The sequence below is a fragment of the Methylophilus sp. OH31 genome, assembly GCF_000576615.1.
In the GTDB taxonomy this organism is placed as follows: Bacteria; Pseudomonadota; Gammaproteobacteria; order Burkholderiales; family Methylophilaceae; genus Methylophilus.
Window position 1 is genome coordinate 854914 of the sequence record NZ_BAUS01000002.1, and the last position, 18642, is coordinate 873555.

13 protein-coding genes are annotated in these 18642 nt (G+C 52.0%); 9 read left to right on the plus strand and 4 right to left on the minus strand.

What is annotated here, in order from left to right:
• Window positions 1-15 precede the first annotated feature (15 nt).
• Window positions 16-1164, plus strand: coding sequence for a sensor histidine kinase (locus OH31_RS05980; RefSeq protein ID WP_024930018.1), 1149 nt, complete (start codon window positions 16-18; stop codon window positions 1162-1164).
• A 78-nt stretch (window positions 1165-1242) separates the two neighbouring features.
• Entirely contained in the window at window positions 1243-1884 is a 642-nt protein-coding gene (locus OH31_RS05985) for a response regulator transcription factor (protein WP_024930019.1), read from the plus strand.
• 61 nt (window positions 1885-1945) lie between these two features.
• Here the strand turns inward: OH31_RS05985 and pgi are convergent, their stop codons facing one another.
• Together pgi and glgB are read right to left on the minus strand one after the other, a co-directional pair.
• Window positions 1946-3598 carry a glucose-6-phosphate isomerase gene (gene pgi, locus OH31_RS05990; RefSeq protein WP_024930020.1) on the minus strand — a complete coding sequence of 551 codons (1653 nt, stop codon included), beginning with the start codon at window positions 3596-3598 and terminating at the stop codon, window positions 1946-1948.
• 113 nt (window positions 3599-3711) lie between these two features.
• The gene (gene glgB / locus OH31_RS05995) at window positions 3712-5928 is read right to left on the minus strand and encodes a 1,4-alpha-glucan branching protein GlgB (RefSeq protein WP_201768561.1); all 2217 of its coding nucleotides are present in this window, start codon (window positions 5926-5928) and stop codon (window positions 3712-3714) included.
• Between the two features lie 217 nt (window positions 5929-6145).
• On the opposite strand from glgB, the gene glgC reads away from it, so the two are divergent.
• Genes glgC through OH31_RS06015 form a run of 4 tightly spaced genes read left to right on the plus strand, consistent with a single transcriptional unit; the run spans window position 6146 to window position 11653 of the window.
• On the plus strand, window positions 6146-7468 hold the full coding sequence (gene glgC / locus OH31_RS06000; protein ID WP_019882173.1) for a glucose-1-phosphate adenylyltransferase: 1323 nt from the start codon (window positions 6146-6148) through the stop codon (window positions 7466-7468).
• Window positions 7469-7509: 41 nt separating this feature from the next.
• The gene (locus OH31_RS06005) at window positions 7510-9216 is read left to right on the plus strand and encodes a glycoside hydrolase family 57 protein (protein ID WP_024930022.1); all 1707 of its coding nucleotides are present in this window, start codon (window positions 7510-7512) and stop codon (window positions 9214-9216) included.
• Between the two features lie 30 nt (window positions 9217-9246).
• Window positions 9247-10716, plus strand: a complete 1470-nt coding sequence (malQ, locus tag OH31_RS14375; RefSeq protein WP_036298682.1) for a 4-alpha-glucanotransferase — start codon at window positions 9247-9249, stop codon at window positions 10714-10716.
• Window positions 10709-11653: an ROK family protein gene (locus OH31_RS06015; protein ID WP_024930023.1), complete on the plus strand. Its 945-nt coding sequence runs from the start codon at window positions 10709-10711 to the stop codon at window positions 11651-11653. The genes malQ and OH31_RS06015 overlap by 8 nt, the downstream gene beginning before the upstream one ends.
• Here the strand turns inward: OH31_RS06015 and queG are convergent.
• On the minus strand, window positions 11650-12750 hold the full coding sequence (gene queG / locus OH31_RS06020) for a tRNA epoxyqueuosine(34) reductase QueG (protein WP_024930024.1): 1101 nt from the start codon (window positions 12748-12750) through the stop codon (window positions 11650-11652). The genes OH31_RS06015 and queG overlap by 4 nt on opposite strands.
• Here queG and tsaE point away from each other — a divergent pair.
• The gene (tsaE, locus tag OH31_RS06025) at window positions 12749-13207 is read left to right on the plus strand and encodes a tRNA (adenosine(37)-N6)-threonylcarbamoyltransferase complex ATPase subunit type 1 TsaE (RefSeq protein ID WP_024930025.1); all 459 of its coding nucleotides are present in this window, start codon (window positions 12749-12751) and stop codon (window positions 13205-13207) included. The genes queG and tsaE overlap by 2 nt on opposite strands.
• A complete protein-coding gene (locus OH31_RS06030) occupies window positions 13207-14529 on the plus strand; it encodes an N-acetylmuramoyl-L-alanine amidase (RefSeq protein WP_024930026.1) in 1323 nt (440 codons plus the stop codon). Before tsaE ends, OH31_RS06030 begins: the two co-directional genes overlap by 1 nt.
• Before the next feature lie 655 nt (window positions 14530-15184).
• Here OH31_RS06030 and OH31_RS06035 read toward each other — a convergent pair.
• The gene (locus OH31_RS06035; protein WP_024930027.1) at window positions 15185-16708 is read right to left on the minus strand and encodes a helicase-related protein; all 1524 of its coding nucleotides are present in this window, start codon (window positions 16706-16708) and stop codon (window positions 15185-15187) included.
• 34 nt (window positions 16709-16742) lie between these two features.
• Here OH31_RS06035 and mutL point away from each other — a divergent pair, with 34 nt between their 5' ends.
• Window positions 16743-18623 carry a DNA mismatch repair endonuclease MutL gene (gene mutL / locus OH31_RS06040; RefSeq protein ID WP_024930028.1) on the plus strand — a complete coding sequence of 627 codons (1881 nt, stop codon included), beginning with the start codon at window positions 16743-16745 and terminating at the stop codon, window positions 18621-18623.
• The last annotated feature ends 19 nt before the right edge of the window (window positions 18624-18642 follow it).

Genomic DNA, 18642 nt, shown 5'->3' on the forward strand with positions numbered 1-18642 from the left:
TAAGCGAGGTGCCAAGTGTCCACTCCTGCCATCCATTCTGCTGCCGTCAGCTCTGCTGGCGTCAATTCACCTGCCGATAGTGTTAAAGATGCTTTGCATGAAAGCGAGCGCAGATTTTCTGCGATTGTGTCCAGCATCCCCGGCTTGGTGTTCCAAATGCATATGACTGCCGATGCGCAAGTGGTCTTTACATACTTGAGTGAGGGCTGTGAGGCCTTGCTGGGCATCCCTGCAGCGGCGTTGTTAAAAGACGCGCAAACGCTGTTTAATGCGATGGAAGAGCATTCAGCCAGTCAATTCAGGCATAACCTGCAAAAGTCTGCCAGGCAGCATAAACGGCTGGATTGGGAAGGCAAAATCTGGATTGCCGACTGGCAGGACATGAAGTGGGTCAATATTCGTGCCACCGTGCAGGATTTAGGCCATGGTGCCGTGCAGTGGGACGGCATTATGCTGAATATTAGCCAGAGCAAACATGAAAAACATGAAATTGAACAGGCCCGACGTGATTTACAGGCGCTTACGGCGCACATTCACCAGGTGAAGGAGCAAGAGCGCGTCAGTATTGCGCGCGAGATTCATGATGATCTGGGCGGTAACCTGACGGCGATGAAGCTGGGGCTGTCTACCATTATCCAGCAGATTGAAGGCGGCTTGCCCGTGAACCTGGAGCAGGCCACCATGTTACAGGCCATTATCAATCAGACCTTTGATGCCGTGCATAGAATCTCTGGCAATTTGCGTCCGAATATTCTGGATCTGGGCCTGGTGGATGCGCTGGAATGGCAAGTCAGCCAGTTTAAAAAACAGCTGGGCGTGACAGCGAAGTTTGTCACTAACTGTCATGACCTGGAATGTGATGCCGATCAGTCCATGGCCTTGTTCCGCATTTGCCAGGAGGCCCTTTCCAATATCGCCAAATACGCGCAGGCAGATCAGGTATTCGTCGAGTTGTCACTGGAAGAGGGTGTGCTGTTGATGCGTATTGTTGATAACGGCATTGGCATTGCACCTGCGGATAAAATCAAACCCAATTCGTTCGGCCTGCGCGGTATGCAGGAGCGGGCGGCGGCATTGGGTGGTGAATGCCATATCGATGCTTCTGCCAGTGGGCCAGGTACCTGCATCCATGTACGCGCGCCATTGGTCGCGGTTGCTTCGTGACAGAAGTACGTATCCGATTTACAATCAATTAGATCATGCATGACATGACAGCCGCGCGAGCGAATTAGAGGGATCAGGGTGGATATACAAAAAATTAAAGTCATTATTGTGGATGACCATGCTATTTTACGTTCTGGGATCAAGCAGATATTGATCGCCAGTGGCGATATTGAGGTCGTTGGTGAGGCAGAAAATGTGGCGCAGGCGATTAAATGTGTCCGTGAGCTCGCGGCTGATGTCATGTTGCTCGATATCTCTTTGCCGGATAAAACGGGCATCGAGGCGCTGAAGCTGATTAAACGTGAAAATGCCGCGCTGAATATTCTTATGTTGTCCATGTATATGGAAGAGCAATATGCCGTGCGTTCGATACGCTCCGGTGCTTCGGGGTATTTGTGCAAGCATACGGCTTCTGAGGAATTGCTGACCGCGATTCACACGCTGGCTAAAGGCAAAAAATACATTACGCCCAACGTGGCAGAAATCCTGGCGGAGCAGGTGGGGAATGACCATGCCGTGGCGCCGCATGAAGCCTTGTCTGACCGCGAGTTCCAGGTCATGCGCCTGATTGCTTCAGGGAATTCGGTGAGTGAAATTGCAGATAAGCTGGCCTTGTCGGTGAAGACTGTCAGCATGTATCGCGCGCGCTTGCTGGAAAAAATGCAACTGAAACACAATGCGGATATCACGCATTATGCGATTAAAAATCAGTTGGTTTGATTGTTAACAAGCAATAAAAAAGGCCTCTAAAAGAGGCCTTTTTTATTTTTGAATCAATTTACTAGGATATTTTCTTCGCGTAATTGATTAAGCCATTGGTTGAACTGTCAAAGCTGGTCACCGCATCCGGTGTGGTCAACTGTGGCAGGATCTGGCTGGCAATTTGTTTGCCGTATTCCACGCCCCACTGGTCATAGCTGTTAATGTCCCAGATGATGCCTTGTACGAAGATTTTGTGTTCATACAGCGCGATCAGCTTACCTAAAGTGTAAGGCGTTAATTGCTTGAACACGATGGACGTCGTTGGGCGGTTACCTTCGAATATTTTGTGAGGCAGCAGATCTTCCAGCGCTTCGCCACTCAAGCCTTGTTTTTCCAACTCGGCGCGAGCTTCTTCACGCGTTTTGCCCAACATCAGTGCCTGGGTTTGTGCCAGGAAGTTAGCCAGCAAAATCTTGTGGTGCTGGTCATCCGGGCTGCCAATTTTGTAATGGCTGTTAGCTGGCATCAAAAAGTCCGCTGGCACCATTTGCGTACCTTGGTGGATCAACTGGTAAAACGCGTGCTGGCCATTAGTACCTGCTTCGCCCCAGATGACCGGGCCGGTTTTGTAGCTGACACGGCTGCCATCACGGCAAATGAATTTGCCATTACTTTCCATGTCTGCCTGTTGCAGGTAAGCTGCAAAGCGTGACATACCCTGGTCGTAAGGCAGGATAGCGTGTGTATCGACGTGGAAAAAGTTGTTATACCAGACACCTAGCAGGGCCATGATGACTGGCATGTTTTGTTCCAGCGGTGCAGTCTGGAAGTGCTGGTCCATGGCGTGGCCACCAGCCAGTAACTGTTCAAAGTTGTCCATGCCGACATACAGCGCAATGGATAAACCAATCGCAGACCACAGGGAATAGCGACCGCCAACCCAGTCCCAGAAAGCGAACATGTTGTTGGTATCGATGCCGAAGGCTTGCACCGCGGTCGCGTTGGTAGACAGCGCCACAAAGTGCTTGGCCACGTGTTGGTCTTGTTTGGCTGCATTGAGGAACCAGCGACGTGCAGAATGTGCATTCGTCATGGTCTCCTGGGTAGTAAAGGTTTTAGACGCCACAATAAATAGCGTGGTCTCAGGATTGCAGTTCTCCAGCACACGCATCAGGTGCGCGCCATCAATGTTGGAGACAAAATGTGCTTTCAAGTCCGGGCTGGCATAAGGCTTCAATGCATCGCAGGCCATGACCGGGCCGAGGTCGGAGCCGCCAATACCGATATTCACCACGTCAGTGATACGTTTGCCGGTATAACCTGTCCATTGACCGCCGCGCACTTGCTCGGTGAAGCTGCGCATTTGTGCCAGCACGGCATTGACGTCAGGCATCACATCTTTGCCATCGACCAATACAGGCGTGTTGCTGCGGTTGCGCAGGGCCGTGTGCAAGACGGCACGGTTTTCAGTAATGTTGATTTTTTCACCGCTGAACATGCGGCTGCGCCATTGCTCGATATTGGAGTCACGGGCCAACTGGAATAGTTGTGCCAGCGTTTCTTTGGTGATACGGTGTTTCGAGTAGTCGAGCAGGATATCTTCGACGGTTAAGCTGAACTCTTCAAAGCGTTTTGGATTTTGTTTGAACAGGTCGCGCATTTGAATATCGCGCATTTCAATTTGATGCTGGTTCAGCGCGTGCCAGCTCGGGTGTGTGGTTAGTTTTGCCATGTTATGTTGTTGCTATCGTTTTCAAGTCAATTAATTTTATAGGGCGCGCAAACATTCAGTCTGCGCTGCCAAAATCTGTACTGCAAGCTTGCATTTTTAGCCAGTTTAACCAGCTATTGTAACTGAAGTATGACACCAGCCAGCGGCGGCAAGTTAAGGCTGATAGAGGCCGGATGTTCCATCCATGGAACGGGGTCGCTTTGACAGCCGTGACCATTACCAAAATTGCTGCCACCATAACAAGCGGCATCACTGTTTAACACTTCCTGATAGTAACCCGATTGTGGTACGCCCAAACGATATTGATGGCGCGGTACTGGTGTGAAATTTAACACTATTATAACAAAACTATGGTCATTGCCGCGTCTGATGTAGCTCAATATTGACTGGGTAGCATCCTCGCAATCTATCCACTGAAAGCCTTGCGCGTCAAAATCATGCGCATGCAGGGCAGGATGCTGGCGATAAAGTGCGTTCAGGTCGCGGTTTAATGCCTGTATGCCTCTATGCAAGGCATGGTCAGGGGTCGATGCTTCGAGCAAATGCCAATCCAGGCTCTGGTTGACGCTCCACTCGCGACTTTGACCAAATTCGTTACCCATAAAGTTCAATTTCTTGCCAGGCATGGTCATTTGCATGGTTTGTAACAGCCGTAAATTAGAGAATTTTTGCCAGGCATCCCCTGGCATTTTCTCCAGTAAGGACTTTTTGCCATGCACCACTTCATCATGCGAGAACGGCAGCACAAAGTTCTCGGAGTAAGCATACATCTGCCCAAAAGTCAGGCGATTGTGATGATATTGGCGGTATACCGGATCCAGTTGCATATAGGTCAAGATGTCGTTCATCCAGCCCATATTCCATTTCATGCTGAATCCGAGGCCGCCTGCATACACCGGGCGGGATACTGCCGGCCAGGCAGTCGACTCTTCAGCAATGGTGAGTACACCTGGAAAACGTTCACCAACCATGACGTTGAGTTGCTTCAGAAATTCAATCACATCAAGGTTTTCGCGGCCGCCATAAGCATTTGGCAACCACTCGCCGTCTTTGCGTGAGTAGTCGAGATAGAGCATGGAGGCGACTGCGTCCACGCGGAAGCCGTCAACATGGAACTCTTTTAGCCAATAGTAGGCGTTGCTGAGCAAAAAGCAGCGCACTTCATTGCGGCCATAATTGAAGATATAGGTGCCCCAGTCCATATGCTCGCCCAGCCTGGGGTCGGCATGCTCATACAGGGCCGTGCCATCAAAACGCGCCAGTGCCCAGTCATCCTTGGGGAAGTGCCCTGGCACCCAATCAAGGATGACGCCGATATTAGCCGCGTGACAGCGATCAATAAAATATTTCAAATCATCCGGGTTGCCATAGCGTTGGGTGGGGGCAAAGTATCCCGTGACTTGATAGCCCCACGACTCATTGAGCGGATGCTCGGCAATGGGCAATAATTCAATGTGGGTGTAACCCATGTCAGTTAAATGCGGAATCAGCGCATCTGCCATGGCGCGATAGCTTAAAAAGTGGCCATTGTGGTCGCGCTGCCAGCTGCCCAGATGTACCTCATAGCAGTTAAAAGGCGCATGTAACCAGTCACGTTGCTGGCGTTGTTGCTGCCAACTGTCATCTTGCCAGGTGTAGTGGCTCTCGCAGATACGGTTGGCGGTGCCTGGCCTGGCTTCAAAGGCCTTGCCATACGGGTCGGCCTTGACCATGACATGGCCGTGTTCGCGATTGCGGATTTCAAATTTATATAAATCGTGCTCGGTCAAGTGTGGAATAAATAATTCCCACACGCCACTGCTACCGAGTACGCGCATGGCATGTACGCGGCCATCCCACTGGTTAAAACTGCCAACGACGCTGACACGCTCAGCATTCGGGGCCCATACGGCGAACCTGACGCCAGGCACAGCATTGACCGTCATGGGGATGGCGCCAAGTGTGTTGTAGGCCTCAAATAATTTGCCTTCGGCAAACAGATGCAAGTCGTCTGCTGACAGGGTGCTGCCTAAGCTGTAGGTGTCGAACGTTTCATAGCTGGATGCCTGCTTATGCAATTGTATTTTGAGTGCAACCGGCGTATTGACAGCTGTGTTTGACTTGTAAAGAAACAGGCCTTGCGGATGGTTGAGTGTCATGGCTTGCCAGGCATCATCGGCCTTCACCCAAACCTTGTCGGCATTCGGCAGAAAAACACGTACATGCCATGGGCCTTGCTGGCTATCTGCATGTACACCCAAGTATTCAAAAGGGTTGTGATGTGTCGCGTCTAAAATACGTTGCAGATGCAAGGTGTCGGGATGGGGAGTGGCTGAAGGTTTGACTGTCATGCTAGCAATGTCCATTTGACTAGCCTCAATCCTATCAAAAAAAGTTAAGATTTACGTCATTTATCGCTGAAAATATCGTTGTCTTTACCCGAATTATCATGCAGACTGTGGGTGTCGGACCTGCGGTTACCAAGCGTTGTGTCGTCTCTACCGGAACGCACATCGCTGCGCATGACTTCGGGCTGATTTTCAGGATCAGAAAAACAGGAACAGCATCATGTCTCAAGCAGCAGAGTTTATCGAACGTCGTAAAAGCAACCGGCGGCAAGAACGTCCTTCTGACCGCTTTATCAGTAACCTGACAAAAAATACCGTCGCGATTATCTTGGCCGGTGGCCGTGGTAGCCGATTGAAAAACCTGACTGATTGGCGAGCGAAGCCGGCAGTGCAGTTTGGCGGCAAGTTCCGTATTATCGATTTCCCGCTATCTAATTGCATTAACTCCGGCATCCGCCGCATTAATGTCGCCACACAATACAAGGCGCAGAGCCTGATTCAGCACGTGCAGCGTGGCTGGGGCTTCTTGCGTGGCGAGTTTAACGAGTACGTCAACATCATCCCGGCACAGCAGCGCTTAGGCGAAGAGTGGTACAAAGGTACGGCAGATGCCGTATACCAAAATATCGACTTGTTGCGCGAAAATGGTGGCGAATACATTCTGGTGCTGGCTGGCGACCACATTTATAAAATGGACTACGGCAAAATGCTGGCCACGCATGCACGCAGCAATGCAGATATGACGATTGCCTGCATTAATGTGCCACTGGAAGACGCCAAAGGCTTTGGCGTGCTGGAGGTAGATAGTACCGACAGGGTGGTGGCGTTTGATGAAAAACCGGCGCATCCCAAGCCGACGCCCAATAACCCTGAGGTGGCGTTTGCGAGCATGGGTATTTATGTGTTTAACGCCAAATTTCTCTATGAACAGTTGATCCGGGATGCTTACGACCGTAAGTCCAACCACGATTTCGGCCAGGATATTATTCCCTATATCATCAAGAAATATAAAGTGCAGGCACACCGCTTTGTCGATAGTTGTGTGGGGGCGCAAAGCGATAATTATTACTGGCGCGATGTCGGTACGATCGATGCTTACTGGGAAGCCAATATGGAGCTGACCAAAGTGATTCCGGAGCTGAACCTGTATGACAGCGACTGGCCGATCTGGACTTATCAGGAGCAATTGCCACCGGCCAAGTTTGTGTTTAAAGACGAAGGACGTACTGGTAAAGCAACGGATTCACTGGTGTCTGGCGGTTGCCTGATCAGCGGCTCATGTGTCTCTAACTCGGTATTATTTTCAGGCGTGCATGTCGCTGATTATTCCGATCTGGATGGTGCGGTCGTACTACCAAAAGTCAAGATCAATGAAGGCGTGGTCATGCGTAATGCCGTGATTGACCGCGGTTGCGAGATTCCGGCCGGTATGCATATTGGCGTGGATCTTGAGCGTGACAGAAAGCGTTTTTATGTGTCTGAAAAAGGCATTGTCCTGGTAACGCCAGACATGCTAGGACAGGATTTGTACCGTGTGAAGTAATATCAATTGAGATGAGGTAACGATGGAAAAGAGGTTGAGGGATGTCCGATAAAAAATTGCTGTTGAATCTGTATTGGCACATGCATCAACCTGACTATCGCGACCTGGTCACCGGCGAGTATGTACTGCCGTGGACCTACCTGCACGCACTCAAAGACTATAGCGATATGGCCTATCACCTGGAACAGAATACGGCGGCCAGGGTGAGTTTCAATTTTGTGCCGATTCTGGTTGAGCAGTTACAGGATTACGCTGACCAGTCGCGCACAGGTGAATGGCGTGACCCCTTGTTGCGCTTGCTGGCGAACCCGGATCTGGACAATATTACCGATGCCGAATGCCAGCTCATTGTAGACAGTTGCTTCAAGGCGCATCATGAAAAGATGCTGAGCCCGTTTCCGCATTACCAGCGCCTGCTGAAATTGTACGAACTGGTAGCGCCCATCATGCAAAACGGGCAGTTTCATTACCTCTCAGCGCAATATAAAGCGGATTTGCTGGTCTGGTACCACCTGGCGTGGACGGGCGAGGGGTTGCGGCGCAAAAACAAAACCGTGCAGGCACTCATGCAAAAGGGTCTGCTGTTTACGCTCAAAGACCGCCAGGCATTGCTGGGTGTGATCAGCGAAACCTTACAGGGCATTTTGCCGCGCTACCAGGCTTTGTTGGCAAAAGGGCAGATCGAGATGTCTACCACGCCTTACTACCACCCGATTTTACCCTTGCTCATCGATTTGAAGAGCACACGCGATGCCATGCCAGAAGCGCCTTTGCCACATTCGGCGAATTATCCTGATGGGTATACACGGGCCATTGCCCATGTAGAGGCCGCCCAGCACTATCATGAAAAGATCTTTCACCAAAAGGCGCTTGGCATGTGGCCCGCCGAAGGCGCTGTTTCGCATGCGGCATTGTCGCTATTAGCCGAACAAGGTGTCGCTTGGGCCGCGACCGGGCAGGGTGTGCTGGCCAACAGTTTGCGCAAATTGGGCCTGCCGCATGAGCAGCCGCAAGATTACCTCTATCAGCCATACAAAATCACCAATGGCCAGCAAGATATCGTCTGCTTTTTCCGCGACGATCACCTGTCTGACAAAATCGGTTTTGAGTACTCCAAGCAATATGCCAGCGAAGCGGTACATGATTTTGTGCAGTCGCTGGAGCACATTCTTGCCCACAGCGAAGATGAAACGCCGGTGGTCAGTGTGATTCTGGATGGCGAAAATGCCTGGGAGTATTACCCATACAACGGTTTTTACTTTTTGCAGGAGCTATATCACGCCCTGGCGACGCATGCTGATATCCAGATGACCACGTTTAGTGATGTGCTGGCCATGCAGCAAGCCAAGCAACTGCCGGAGCCCAAGTTGTTGAATGATATTTGTGCCGGTAGCTGGGTTTATGGCACCTTTAGCACCTGGATCGGCGAACCGGCGAAAAACCGTGCCTGGGATTTGCTGTGTGAAGCCAAACGGCAATATGACCAGCATGTGCATGAGTTATCTGCGACTGCCAAACAGAAATGCCAGCAACAATTGGCCTTGTGTGAAGGCTCTGACTGGTTCTGGTGGTTTGGCGACTACAACAATGCGCAAAGCGTGCAAAGTTTTGACCAATTATACCGCCGCAATTTGAGCAACCTCTATCAGTTACTGGGCCTGACGCCGCCAGCGCATTTGTCTCAGCCCATTAGCCTGGGCGGCGGTGACGCCGAAAATGCCGGCACCATGCGTCGCGGGCAATCCTGACCGATTTTATTTTTTCTGAATGCCAATCTCATGACACAAGCTAGACAAGCAGGTGTGTTGCTGCACATCACTTCATTACCTGAAGGCAATCTTGGGCCGGATGCCTATCGTTTCGTCGATAAACTGGTGGAAATGGGCGTGGCCATCTGGCAAACCTTGCCAGTCAACCAGCCACACGGTGACCAGTCGCCTTACCAAAGCGTGTCGGCGCATGCCGGGCATACCGGCATGATCAGTCCCAGGCAGTTGCTGCAAGAGGGCTGGTGCCAGCCTGAAGAGGCTGAGCTGCCATTACCCGCGTTAATCGCTAAAATCATGTTACGTGTGCAGTCTGGCAGCGCGCCGTCTAAAGCGGACGGTCGCGGCCTTACCTGGTCGGGTTTTGCCCGGTTTTGTCAGACACAACATTACTGGCTGGAAGACTTTGCCTTATTTTTGAGCTTGCGCGAGCAGCATGCGCAGCAAAGCTGGCAGCAATGGCCGGAGGCTTACAGATTGCATGATGTGCTGGCCCTGCAGGCCTTTACTGCCGCACATCAGGAGCAACTGACACTGATTAAATTTACGCAATACGTGTTTTTTCAGCAATGGGCGCAACTTAAACTGTATGCCAACCAGCGCGGTATTAAATTATTTGGCGATATCCCGATTTTTGTCGCCTACGACAGTGTCGATGTCTGGGCACATCCTGAGTGGTTTAAATTGGATGCCGAACTCAATATGACGGTGGTGGCTGGCGTGCCGCCTGATTACTTCTCTGAAACCGGCCAGCGCTGGGGTAACCCACACTATGACTGGCAGGTGATGCAGGATGATGGCTTTGCCTGGTGGTTGGGGCGTATTGATACCCAGGCGCAATTGTTTGATATATTGCGAATTGACCATTTTCGCGGTTTGCAGGCCGCCTGGGAGATTCCTGCACTGGAACCTACTGCCATCAATGGTACCTGGCAGGAAGCACCTGGGCATGCGTTGTTGCAAGCCATTACCGAGACCTTTCCACAACTTAGCCTGGTGGCTGAAGACCTGGGCATCATTACTGACGAAGTCGATGCTTTACGACATGCGTTTGAGTTGCCTGGTATGAAAATTTTGCAATTTGCTTTTGGTGGCGATGAGGATAATCCCTATTTGCCAGAGAATATCGAAGAAAATAGTGTTGCTTATACCGGCACTCACGATAACGACACCACGTTAGGCTGGTATCAGGCTGCGCCAGAACATGTACGCAACCACTTGCATCACTATTTAAGTCAGCATTTAAATCAAGAACAGCCTGACATGCCAACAGCGCTGATACAACTCACATTTAATAGTGTAGCTAACCTGGCTATTGTGCCCATGCAGGATATTCTGGCACTAGACAGCCAGTCACGTATGAATACGCCGGGCACCATAGAGGGCAATTGGGCCTGGCGCATGCAATGGGCACAGTTAAGCGATGATAAACTACACTCTTTCAGACAATTAGTAGAAGAAAGTGACCGCGTGCATGCCTGAAGCAAGTGCTGTGTATCGTTTGGGCTTGGATGTAGGCGGGACGAATTTACGCCTGGGCGTATTTTCTGACCTGGTGCTGGTTGAAGAGACACGCTTCCAGGCCAATTACTCTGCCATTTGCAAACAATATCCGCCAGCGCAAGCCTGGCAAACCATTTTGCAGGTGACGGCAGATGCCATTCGCCCCTTGCTAAACAAATATCCAGCCATTCAATCCATAGGCATCGGTTTTCCCGGGTTTATTAACCCGCAAACCGGCATACTGGCGCAATCGCCCAATTTGCCAGGGTTACGGGATGTCAATCTTGGCCATGACCTGACTGACTTGCTGGGGATCAAAGTCCGCGTTGAAAACGACGCTAATGCGGCTGCCTATGGCGAGTATGGCCAATTAGGCCAACCAGCGGGGGGTCTGCTTTACATCGGCCTGGGTACAGGTGTGGGCGCCGGATTGGTGGTGAATGGCAAAGTGTGGGCCGGGCATCATGGTTATGCGTTAGAAGCGGGCCATATTATTGTCGTGCCAGAGGGGCGTTTATGTGGTTGCGGTAATCAGGGCTGCGTTGAGCAATATGCTTCTGCCACAGGTATCAGCCAAGCCTATGCTGACCTCACTGGCCAGACACTGACTGCCCAGGCGATTGCTGTGGCTGCTGATCAAGGCGATAGTCATGCCCAGGTAGTCTATGCTGATGCTGGCAGTAAACTGGCGCAAATGCTGGCCAGCGTGCTGAAAGTGGTCGATGTGGAAAGTGTGCTGATCGGTGGTGGTGTGGTGGCTGCCTGGTCATTGATGTCAGCCGCATTTCAGCAACGCTTGGAACACGACTTGATTCCAGTGCTGCGCGGTAAAATCCAGATACATACTACGCGCTCGGGCGACGTTGCGGGCATGCTGGGTGCTGCATTGCTGGCGACAACACTATTGGCGGTTTAACCCGCTTTTTTCTGGTGTTGTGCCAATGCCCAGGCAACATGCTCCCTGATAAGTGCATTGCTATCGTCTTGCCGTGTCTCTAAGGCGGCAACGACGGCTGAAGAACTCGTCGCATTGCCCAGCCCGATAGCGATATTGCGCAGCCATTGTGTATAGCCGATACGGTAAATGGCGCTACCCGCCATGCGCGCTTGAAATTCGCTTTCTGTCCAGGCAAAGCAATCGACCAAATCACTACTGTCCAACCCATGTCTGACGGCAAAATCACTTTCCTGGCTCTTCACGGCAAATTTGTTCCATGGGCAAATCAGCTGGCAGTCATCACAGCCATAAACGCGGTTGCCAATCAGTGGCCGTAGTTCCAGTGGAATGCTGCCCTGGTATTCAATGGTGAGGTAAGAAATGCAGCGCCTGGCGTCCAGCTCATAAGGCGCCACAATGGCGCGGGTAGGGCAGATCTCTATGCAGGCTGAGCAACTGCCGCAATGCGCGCTTGTTGGCGGGTCGATGGGCAAGGGCAGGTTGGTATAAATTTCGCCCAGAAAGAACCATGAACCCTGTTGTCGGTTGAGCAACAAAGTATGTTTTCCACGCCAGCCAACGCCAGCCTTGGTGGCCAATGCCACTTCGAGTACCGGCGCGCTGTCAGCAAACACACGGTATTCAAAACTGCCATAAGTCTCGGTGATGCGCGTACACAGTTGCTGCAATTTTTGCCGCATCACCTTATGGTAATCACGGCCCATGGCGTAGCGGGCAACATAAGCTTTGTCTGGATTCTCCAGCACCTGCCAGCCGTCAGCTGCGTTTTCAGGCAAATAATTCAGGTTGATCGAGATCACCCGCAGCGTGCCTGGCACCAATTCTGCCGGACGGCTTCGCTTGGTGCCATGTTTTGCCATATAATCCATGTCGCCGTGGTATTGTTTGTCCAGCCAGTTTAAAAACTCGGGCTCAGCGGCAGATAAGTCAGTATCGGTGATGCCGATGCTGCCAAACCCCAATTCTCGCGCCCAGCCTTTGATAGTCGCTGCCATCTGTGCGGCGGCTTGATCATCAGGCAATTGAATGGGGACGGGATGTGATTGATGTGACATGACAGAAACGTATTCTACACAGATTTTAAAAGACGAAGCAGCGACTGTGCATGCCGCAGAAGTGCTGGCAACGCAATTGAGACCGGGGCAGGTGATTTACCTGCATGGCGACCTTGGTGCGGGCAAGACGACGCTGGTGCGCGGCATTTTGCACGCGCTGGGTCACATCGGCAAGGTCAAGAGTCCGACTTATACCATTGTCGAGCCATACAATCTGGCCATCGCTGCATGTTACCATTTTGACCTGTACCGCTTTCAGGACCCCGAGGAGTGGGAAGCTGCCGGATTCCGCGATTATTTCAATGCCGACAGTATTTGCCTGGTTGAGTGGCCTGAGCGTGCCGAGCAAGTATTGCCACAAGCCGATATAGAGATTCGATTTGATATTTTGCCGCACGGCCGCGTGCTGCATATCACTAGTCAGCACGCGCTGGCGTTGGAAGGACTATGCCAGTAATGCGCAAGATTTTAACGTTATGGCTGCTCACAGCCGTGTGTTCTCTTATTGGCGTGGCGCACGCCGCCGAAGTGATTCTGGCTAACCTGCAACAACATGGCAGCCAGGTGCAGGTGGAATTGCTGTTAGATCAGCAGGTCAAATACCGCGTATTCACACTGGATAACCCGTTCCGTGTCGTCATTGATATGGATGCAGTGGCGATCAGCCCCACACTCAAAGCCTTGCCATTTCAACTGGATGCGCAGCATCCTTATTTGTCCAAAATCCGCATTGCACCATTTACTGAACATACTACCCGCCTGGTATTTGATATCAAATCCGACATCAAACCATTAGTGACTGATATGAATGCAGGCAGCTCGCAACAACGCCTGGCCATTAGTATTGCGCCAGCAACTGGTAATGCAGAGCCTGCGGTCGCGACACCCGTGTTGACGCCCTCAAAACAGTTACAAGAAGTTCCGCCAGCCAATAGCGAAGAAAAGGCAGCTGAACCGGCGACCCCGCCATCGGCAGCCAAAGAGCCTGCGAGTGAAGCGCCAGCCGCTACGGCGAATAGTGAAAAGCCAGTAGAAAAACCTGTCGTTGCTGATAAACCGAAACAAGCCAAGCCCGGCCAAAAGCTGATTACCATTGCTGTTGATGCCGGCCATGGTGGTGAAGATCCTGGTGCAAGGGGCGCTAATGGCAGCCATGAAAAAAACATCACGTTGGCGATTGCGCGCAAACTCAAGCAGCAGATAGATGCCGAAGATAATATGCAGGCGATTTTAATCCGTGATGGCGATTATTTTGTGCCCTTGGGGGACCGTGTGAAAAAAGCCCGTGCCGCCAAAGCTGACCTGTTTATTTCCATCCACGCCGACTCGTTTGTGAACAGCACCGCCAAAGGCTCATCGGTGTTTGCGTTATCTGAGCGTGGCGCCACCAGTGCTGGTGCGCGTTACCTGGCGAAAAAGGAAAACGCGGTGGACTTGATTGGCGGTGTCTCGCTGGATACACGCGACATGGACCTAGCGCGTACGCTGCTCGATTTATCACAAACCGCGACGATTCACGACAGTATCCGCATGGGTAAGGCCGTGCTGGGGCGCATTGCCAAAATCAATACCCTGCATTCGAAGTATGTGGAACAAGCAGCATTTGCGGTGTTGAAATCACCGGATATTCCGTCCATTCTGGTGGAAACGGCGTTTATCAGTAACCCGGATGAAGAGTCGAGGTTGAATGATGATGGTTACCAGGATAAATTGGTGAATGCGATTTTATCGGGTGTGAAGTCGTACGTGGCGACGAATCCTTCGTTTGCTAAGAAGTAAGTTTTGGGGTTGTTTGAAAAGGTAATTTTTAGGTTTGTTCGTTTAGGTGAGGTTTCTTTTCGCCTTTATGGCGAGTTACTTTTCTTTGCTTGCCCAAAGAATAAGTAACCAAAAGAAATGCACCCCAGCTTCCGCTTGTTTCCTGCGTTGCTCGTCAAAATAAGCGGTCACGAAACTCAACCTGGTAGCTCACACACAACGTGAGCTACTGCGGGATTCGAACAGTCGCTCCCTTTCTCCTTATTTTGCCTGCGCTACTCGGCGCGGCAGATGGGGACCCCGAACACCTAGTGAGTGCCACCATTAATGCTCTTAACAAACCAATCTGTTTTTTGAATGGTTCAAATTGTTACGCTGTGAGTTTGGCGAGATAAATCCCATTCCATCACGCTGAGTAGCGCAGGCGAAGTGGGGGCTTTCGGCCATCGGCTGTTCGAGTTCCGCGGTGGCTTGCGGGTTGTGCAAGCCGCTAGGGCGAGTTTCGATGGACGCCCACCTGGAGTCCGGTACGGACGAAAGTCCTTGGTCGAGCAACGCAAGGGAGCCGCAAGGCCGTGATGGCTGGGTGTCTTCCTCTTTGGTTACTTTCTGGGGGACAAGCACCAGAAAGTAACTCGCCGACAAGGCGAAAAGATGTTTTTAGTTTCAATGCGATTTAACGATACTGCGCTAACTCCGCTTCCCGCTGCGTCTTCCCATACCCCGCCTGCACCCGCAACGCTCTGCTGATATAAGCATTCAGCTTTTTCCTCGCATCATCAATCAACACTCTATCCGGGAAAACCTGCGGATACTGATACGACAACCAGCTATACAAACTCAAATGCTGGCAAATCAGTTCGGCCTGCTCCAGGTATTGTGCCTGTTGTCCATTCAGCCAATCCGGCATATTGGGTAACGACCGCGGTTGTTGCGTGGCGACAGCGGTGACACATTGCATAAAATAATCCCTTGCAATCGGCACTTGTATCGCCAGCGGCGCGCACATGAGGCGGTATTTGTCGCGCATGCTGAGTGTGGGCGCTACTTCGTCTATGAGCAAGGCTTGTTGATATTGCAATGCGGTGACTTGCCATTGCAAGTGCTGTTGGTCGTGTTGCCTGGCGTATTGGTTATGCAAATACTCTACACACTCAGCCAGTCGCCAGGTCGGGATTCTCTGGCTCAGGGCTTCAATATCGCCACCCCCCATCGCGATTGGCAGGGCAAATAACGGCACCGTATCATCGACTTGCAGCATGGCTTGCAAATGCCATTGCTCGTCATCTTCCAGTACTGTCACATAGCCGGTGTCATAGAGACCGTGACGGCCTGCACGACCCGCAATCTGGCGCATTTCGGTGGCGTTGAGCGGGCGCGGTGCGATGCCGTCAAATTTATGGATATTGGCAAAAATCACGCGACGGATAGGCAGGTTGAGGCCCATGCCAATGGCGTCTGTTGCCACCAGTATTTGTGCTTCTCCATTGGCAAAGCGGGCAGATTCGCCACGGCGGACTTCTGGCGATAGCGCGCCGTAAATAGTGGCGACGCTTAAGCCGCATTGACGAATGCGTGCTGCGAGTGTCAGCACATCTTTGCGGCTAAAGGCGATAATCGCGTCGCCGGGTTGCAGGGCCTTGTGTAATTTGGCCGCGTGGTAGCGTGCACCACAAATGCTGTGGTCTTCAATCAACAACGGTGTCATGCGTTGCAAGTGGGTGAGGGTATAAGGCTCATTTAAGGCGTCCAGCACACGCGTACAGCTTTCTGTCACGCTATTGGCGCCACAGATAAATACCTGTTTAGCAGGCACGCCAACCAGTGCGGCGGTCCAGGCGCTGCCACGATCCGGATCCATCAGCATCTGGATTTCATCAATCACAGCGATCTCTACCGCCATATCTGGCCGTAACATTTCAATGGTCGAGGCCGTATGTTTGGCGCCAGGCACCATCACGCGTTCTTCGCCAGTGACCAGGTTACACGGTACGCCAGCCTGCATCAGGCGGTCGCGCACTTCCATCGCCAGTAAGCGTAATGGCGCCAGGTAAACGCCAGACGCAGCCTGGCGTAAGGTCTCAAGTGCCTGGTAGGTTTTGCCGGAATTGGTCGGGCCCACGTAAAAGTGATGCTGGCGACCCAACTGGCGGGCGAGCGTAAAGCGGGATAAATATTGCTGAAATTCGTTGGCGAACATGCAGTCATTCTACCAAACGGTTTAAAATGGCAGGATGAAAATCCAACTACTGCCTGACCAACTCATTTCACAAATTGCTGCTGGAGAAGTGGTCGAGCGCCCGGCCTCGGCGCTGAAAGAATTGCTGGAAAACAGCGTTGACGCAGGCAGCACGCAAGTGCAGGTGGCCTTACAGCAAGGCGGCATGAAGTTACTCAAAGTGACTGACAACGGCCATGGTATTGCCAAAGACGAGCTAGAGCTTGCGCTGACGCGGCATGCCACCAGCAAAATTCAAAGCCTGGAAGACCTGGAGCAAGTGGGTAGTTTGGGTTTTAGGGGGGAAGCGCTGGCAAGTATCGCCTCAATCTCACGTACCGTGCTCACTAGTCGCCAGCAAGCGGCTAGTCATGCCTGGCAAATTGCCGCCGAGGGCACGCAAGGGCAAACCGTGAGCCCAGCCGCATTGGATGCCGGCACGATCGTTGAGGTGCATGATTTGTACTTTAACACACCGGCCCGGCGCAAGTTTTTGAAAACTGAAAACACCGAGTTTGGTCATTGCGAAGATGCGTTTACGCGTGTCGCTTTGTCACGGCCCAATGTCGGCTTCTTATTGCAGCATAATGGTAAGGCGATGACGCGTCTGGCGGCGAGTACGCCGCAACAACGCATCACCGACGTGCTGGGCAGTGAGTTTGCCTCGCAAAGCGTCTGGCTGGAAGAAGAGAGCGGTGGCCTGCGCCTGTGGGGCATGACGGCGTCGCCGACTTACCAGCGTCACAGCCGTGATAGCCAATATGTGTTTGTGAATGGCCGTTTTGTGCGCGACAAGTTGATCGCCCACGCCATTAAACAAGCCTATCAGGATGTGCTGCATGGGGACAAACATCCTGCGTTCGTGCTGTTTTTAGAGCTCGATCCATCGCTGGTGGATGTCAACGTACACCCGGCCAAAACCGAAGTCCGTTTCCGCGAGTCGCAAGCCGTGCATCGTTTTATTTTCCATAGCCTGCATAAAGCCTTGGGTAAAACCTCAGCCGAAATTCAGGCTAGCCAGCCCGTGCAAGCGCCGTTTAACCCGTTCCGACCTGGCAATGCGCCGGCTTTTAACATGCCACGTGAACAGGTTGAAATGCCTTTGCAAAGTCGTCCGGTGTTTGCTGGCAATTACCAACCAAGTGTGAGCAATGGCGCTGCGCTGGCTCAGCAGTTTTACGGCCAGCTCTATGGTGATTTAAAATCTGCGACAACGGCTGGGAATATGGAAGAAAGTCATTCTTCTGTCGGTTTGCAGGAAATGCCCGTAGCCGAGTTAATTCAAGCAACAAGCGAAGCGCCACAACAATACCCGCTGGGCTTTGCGTTGGGACAGTTGCATGGCATTTATATCCTTGCTCAAAACACGCAAGGCATGGTGGTGGTCGATATGCACGCCGCACACGAGCGCATTATGTATGAGCGCCTGAAAAATGCGCTTAGTGAACAGGCGATTGCCACGCAACCCTTGCTGATTCCGATCAGCTTTTATGCTGAGAAAGTCGAGGTCGCCACCCTGCAAAGCCTGCAAGGTAGCGATACTTTGCAACAGCTGGGGTTTGATCTAGCGACTTTGTCACCAACCACGATCGCGATCCGCGCCATACCGACCATGCTACAAGGTGCAGATGCCGTGGCGTTGGCGCGCGCGGTATTGCGCGACCTGAACGAATATGGTGCCAGCCGTGTGCTGTTGGAACGCCAGAACGAGGTGCTAGGTACGATGGCCTGCCACGCAGCGGTGCGTGCAAATAGACAACTGACGATTACTGAAATGAATGCCTTACTTCGGGATATGGAAGCGACAGAGCGCAGCGGGCAGTGTAATCATGGCAGACCGACCTGGTTTCAGGTGAGTCTGAATGATTTGGACAAGATGTTTATGCGCGGGCAGTAGCGATCAGGCTACTGCAAAA

What these genes read in the sequence shown, in the direction of transcription:
- glgB (WP_201768561.1), bottom strand. Translation starts at nt 5,928, where the DNA reads ATGACAGTCAAACCTTCAGCCACTCCCCATCCCGACACCTTGCATCTG.
- OH31_RS06030 (WP_024930026.1), top strand. Translation starts at nt 13,207, where the DNA reads ATGCGCAAGATTTTAACGTTATGGCTGCTCACAGCCGTGTGTTCTCTT.
- malQ (WP_036298682.1), top strand. Translation starts at nt 9,247, where the DNA reads ATGACACAAGCTAGACAAGCAGGTGTGTTGCTGCACATCACTTCATTA.
- tsaE (WP_024930025.1), top strand. Translation starts at nt 12,749, where the DNA reads ATGACAGAAACGTATTCTACACAGATTTTAAAAGACGAAGCAGCGACT.
- queG (WP_024930024.1), bottom strand. Translation starts at nt 12,750, where the DNA reads ATGTCACATCAATCACATCCCGTCCCCATTCAATTGCCTGATGATCAA.
- OH31_RS06005 (WP_024930022.1), top strand. Translation starts at nt 7,510, where the DNA reads ATGTCCGATAAAAAATTGCTGTTGAATCTGTATTGGCACATGCATCAA.
- mutL (WP_024930028.1), top strand. Translation starts at nt 16,743, where the DNA reads ATGAAAATCCAACTACTGCCTGACCAACTCATTTCACAAATTGCTGCT.
- OH31_RS06015 (WP_024930023.1), top strand. Translation starts at nt 10,709, where the DNA reads ATGCCTGAAGCAAGTGCTGTGTATCGTTTGGGCTTGGATGTAGGCGGG.
- OH31_RS06035 (WP_024930027.1), bottom strand. Translation starts at nt 16,708, where the DNA reads ATGTTCGCCAACGAATTTCAGCAATATTTATCCCGCTTTACGCTCGCC.
- glgC (WP_019882173.1), top strand. Translation starts at nt 6,146, where the DNA reads ATGTCTCAAGCAGCAGAGTTTATCGAACGTCGTAAAAGCAACCGGCGG.
- pgi (WP_024930020.1), bottom strand. Translation starts at nt 3,598, where the DNA reads ATGGCAAAACTAACCACACACCCGAGCTGGCACGCGCTGAACCAGCAT.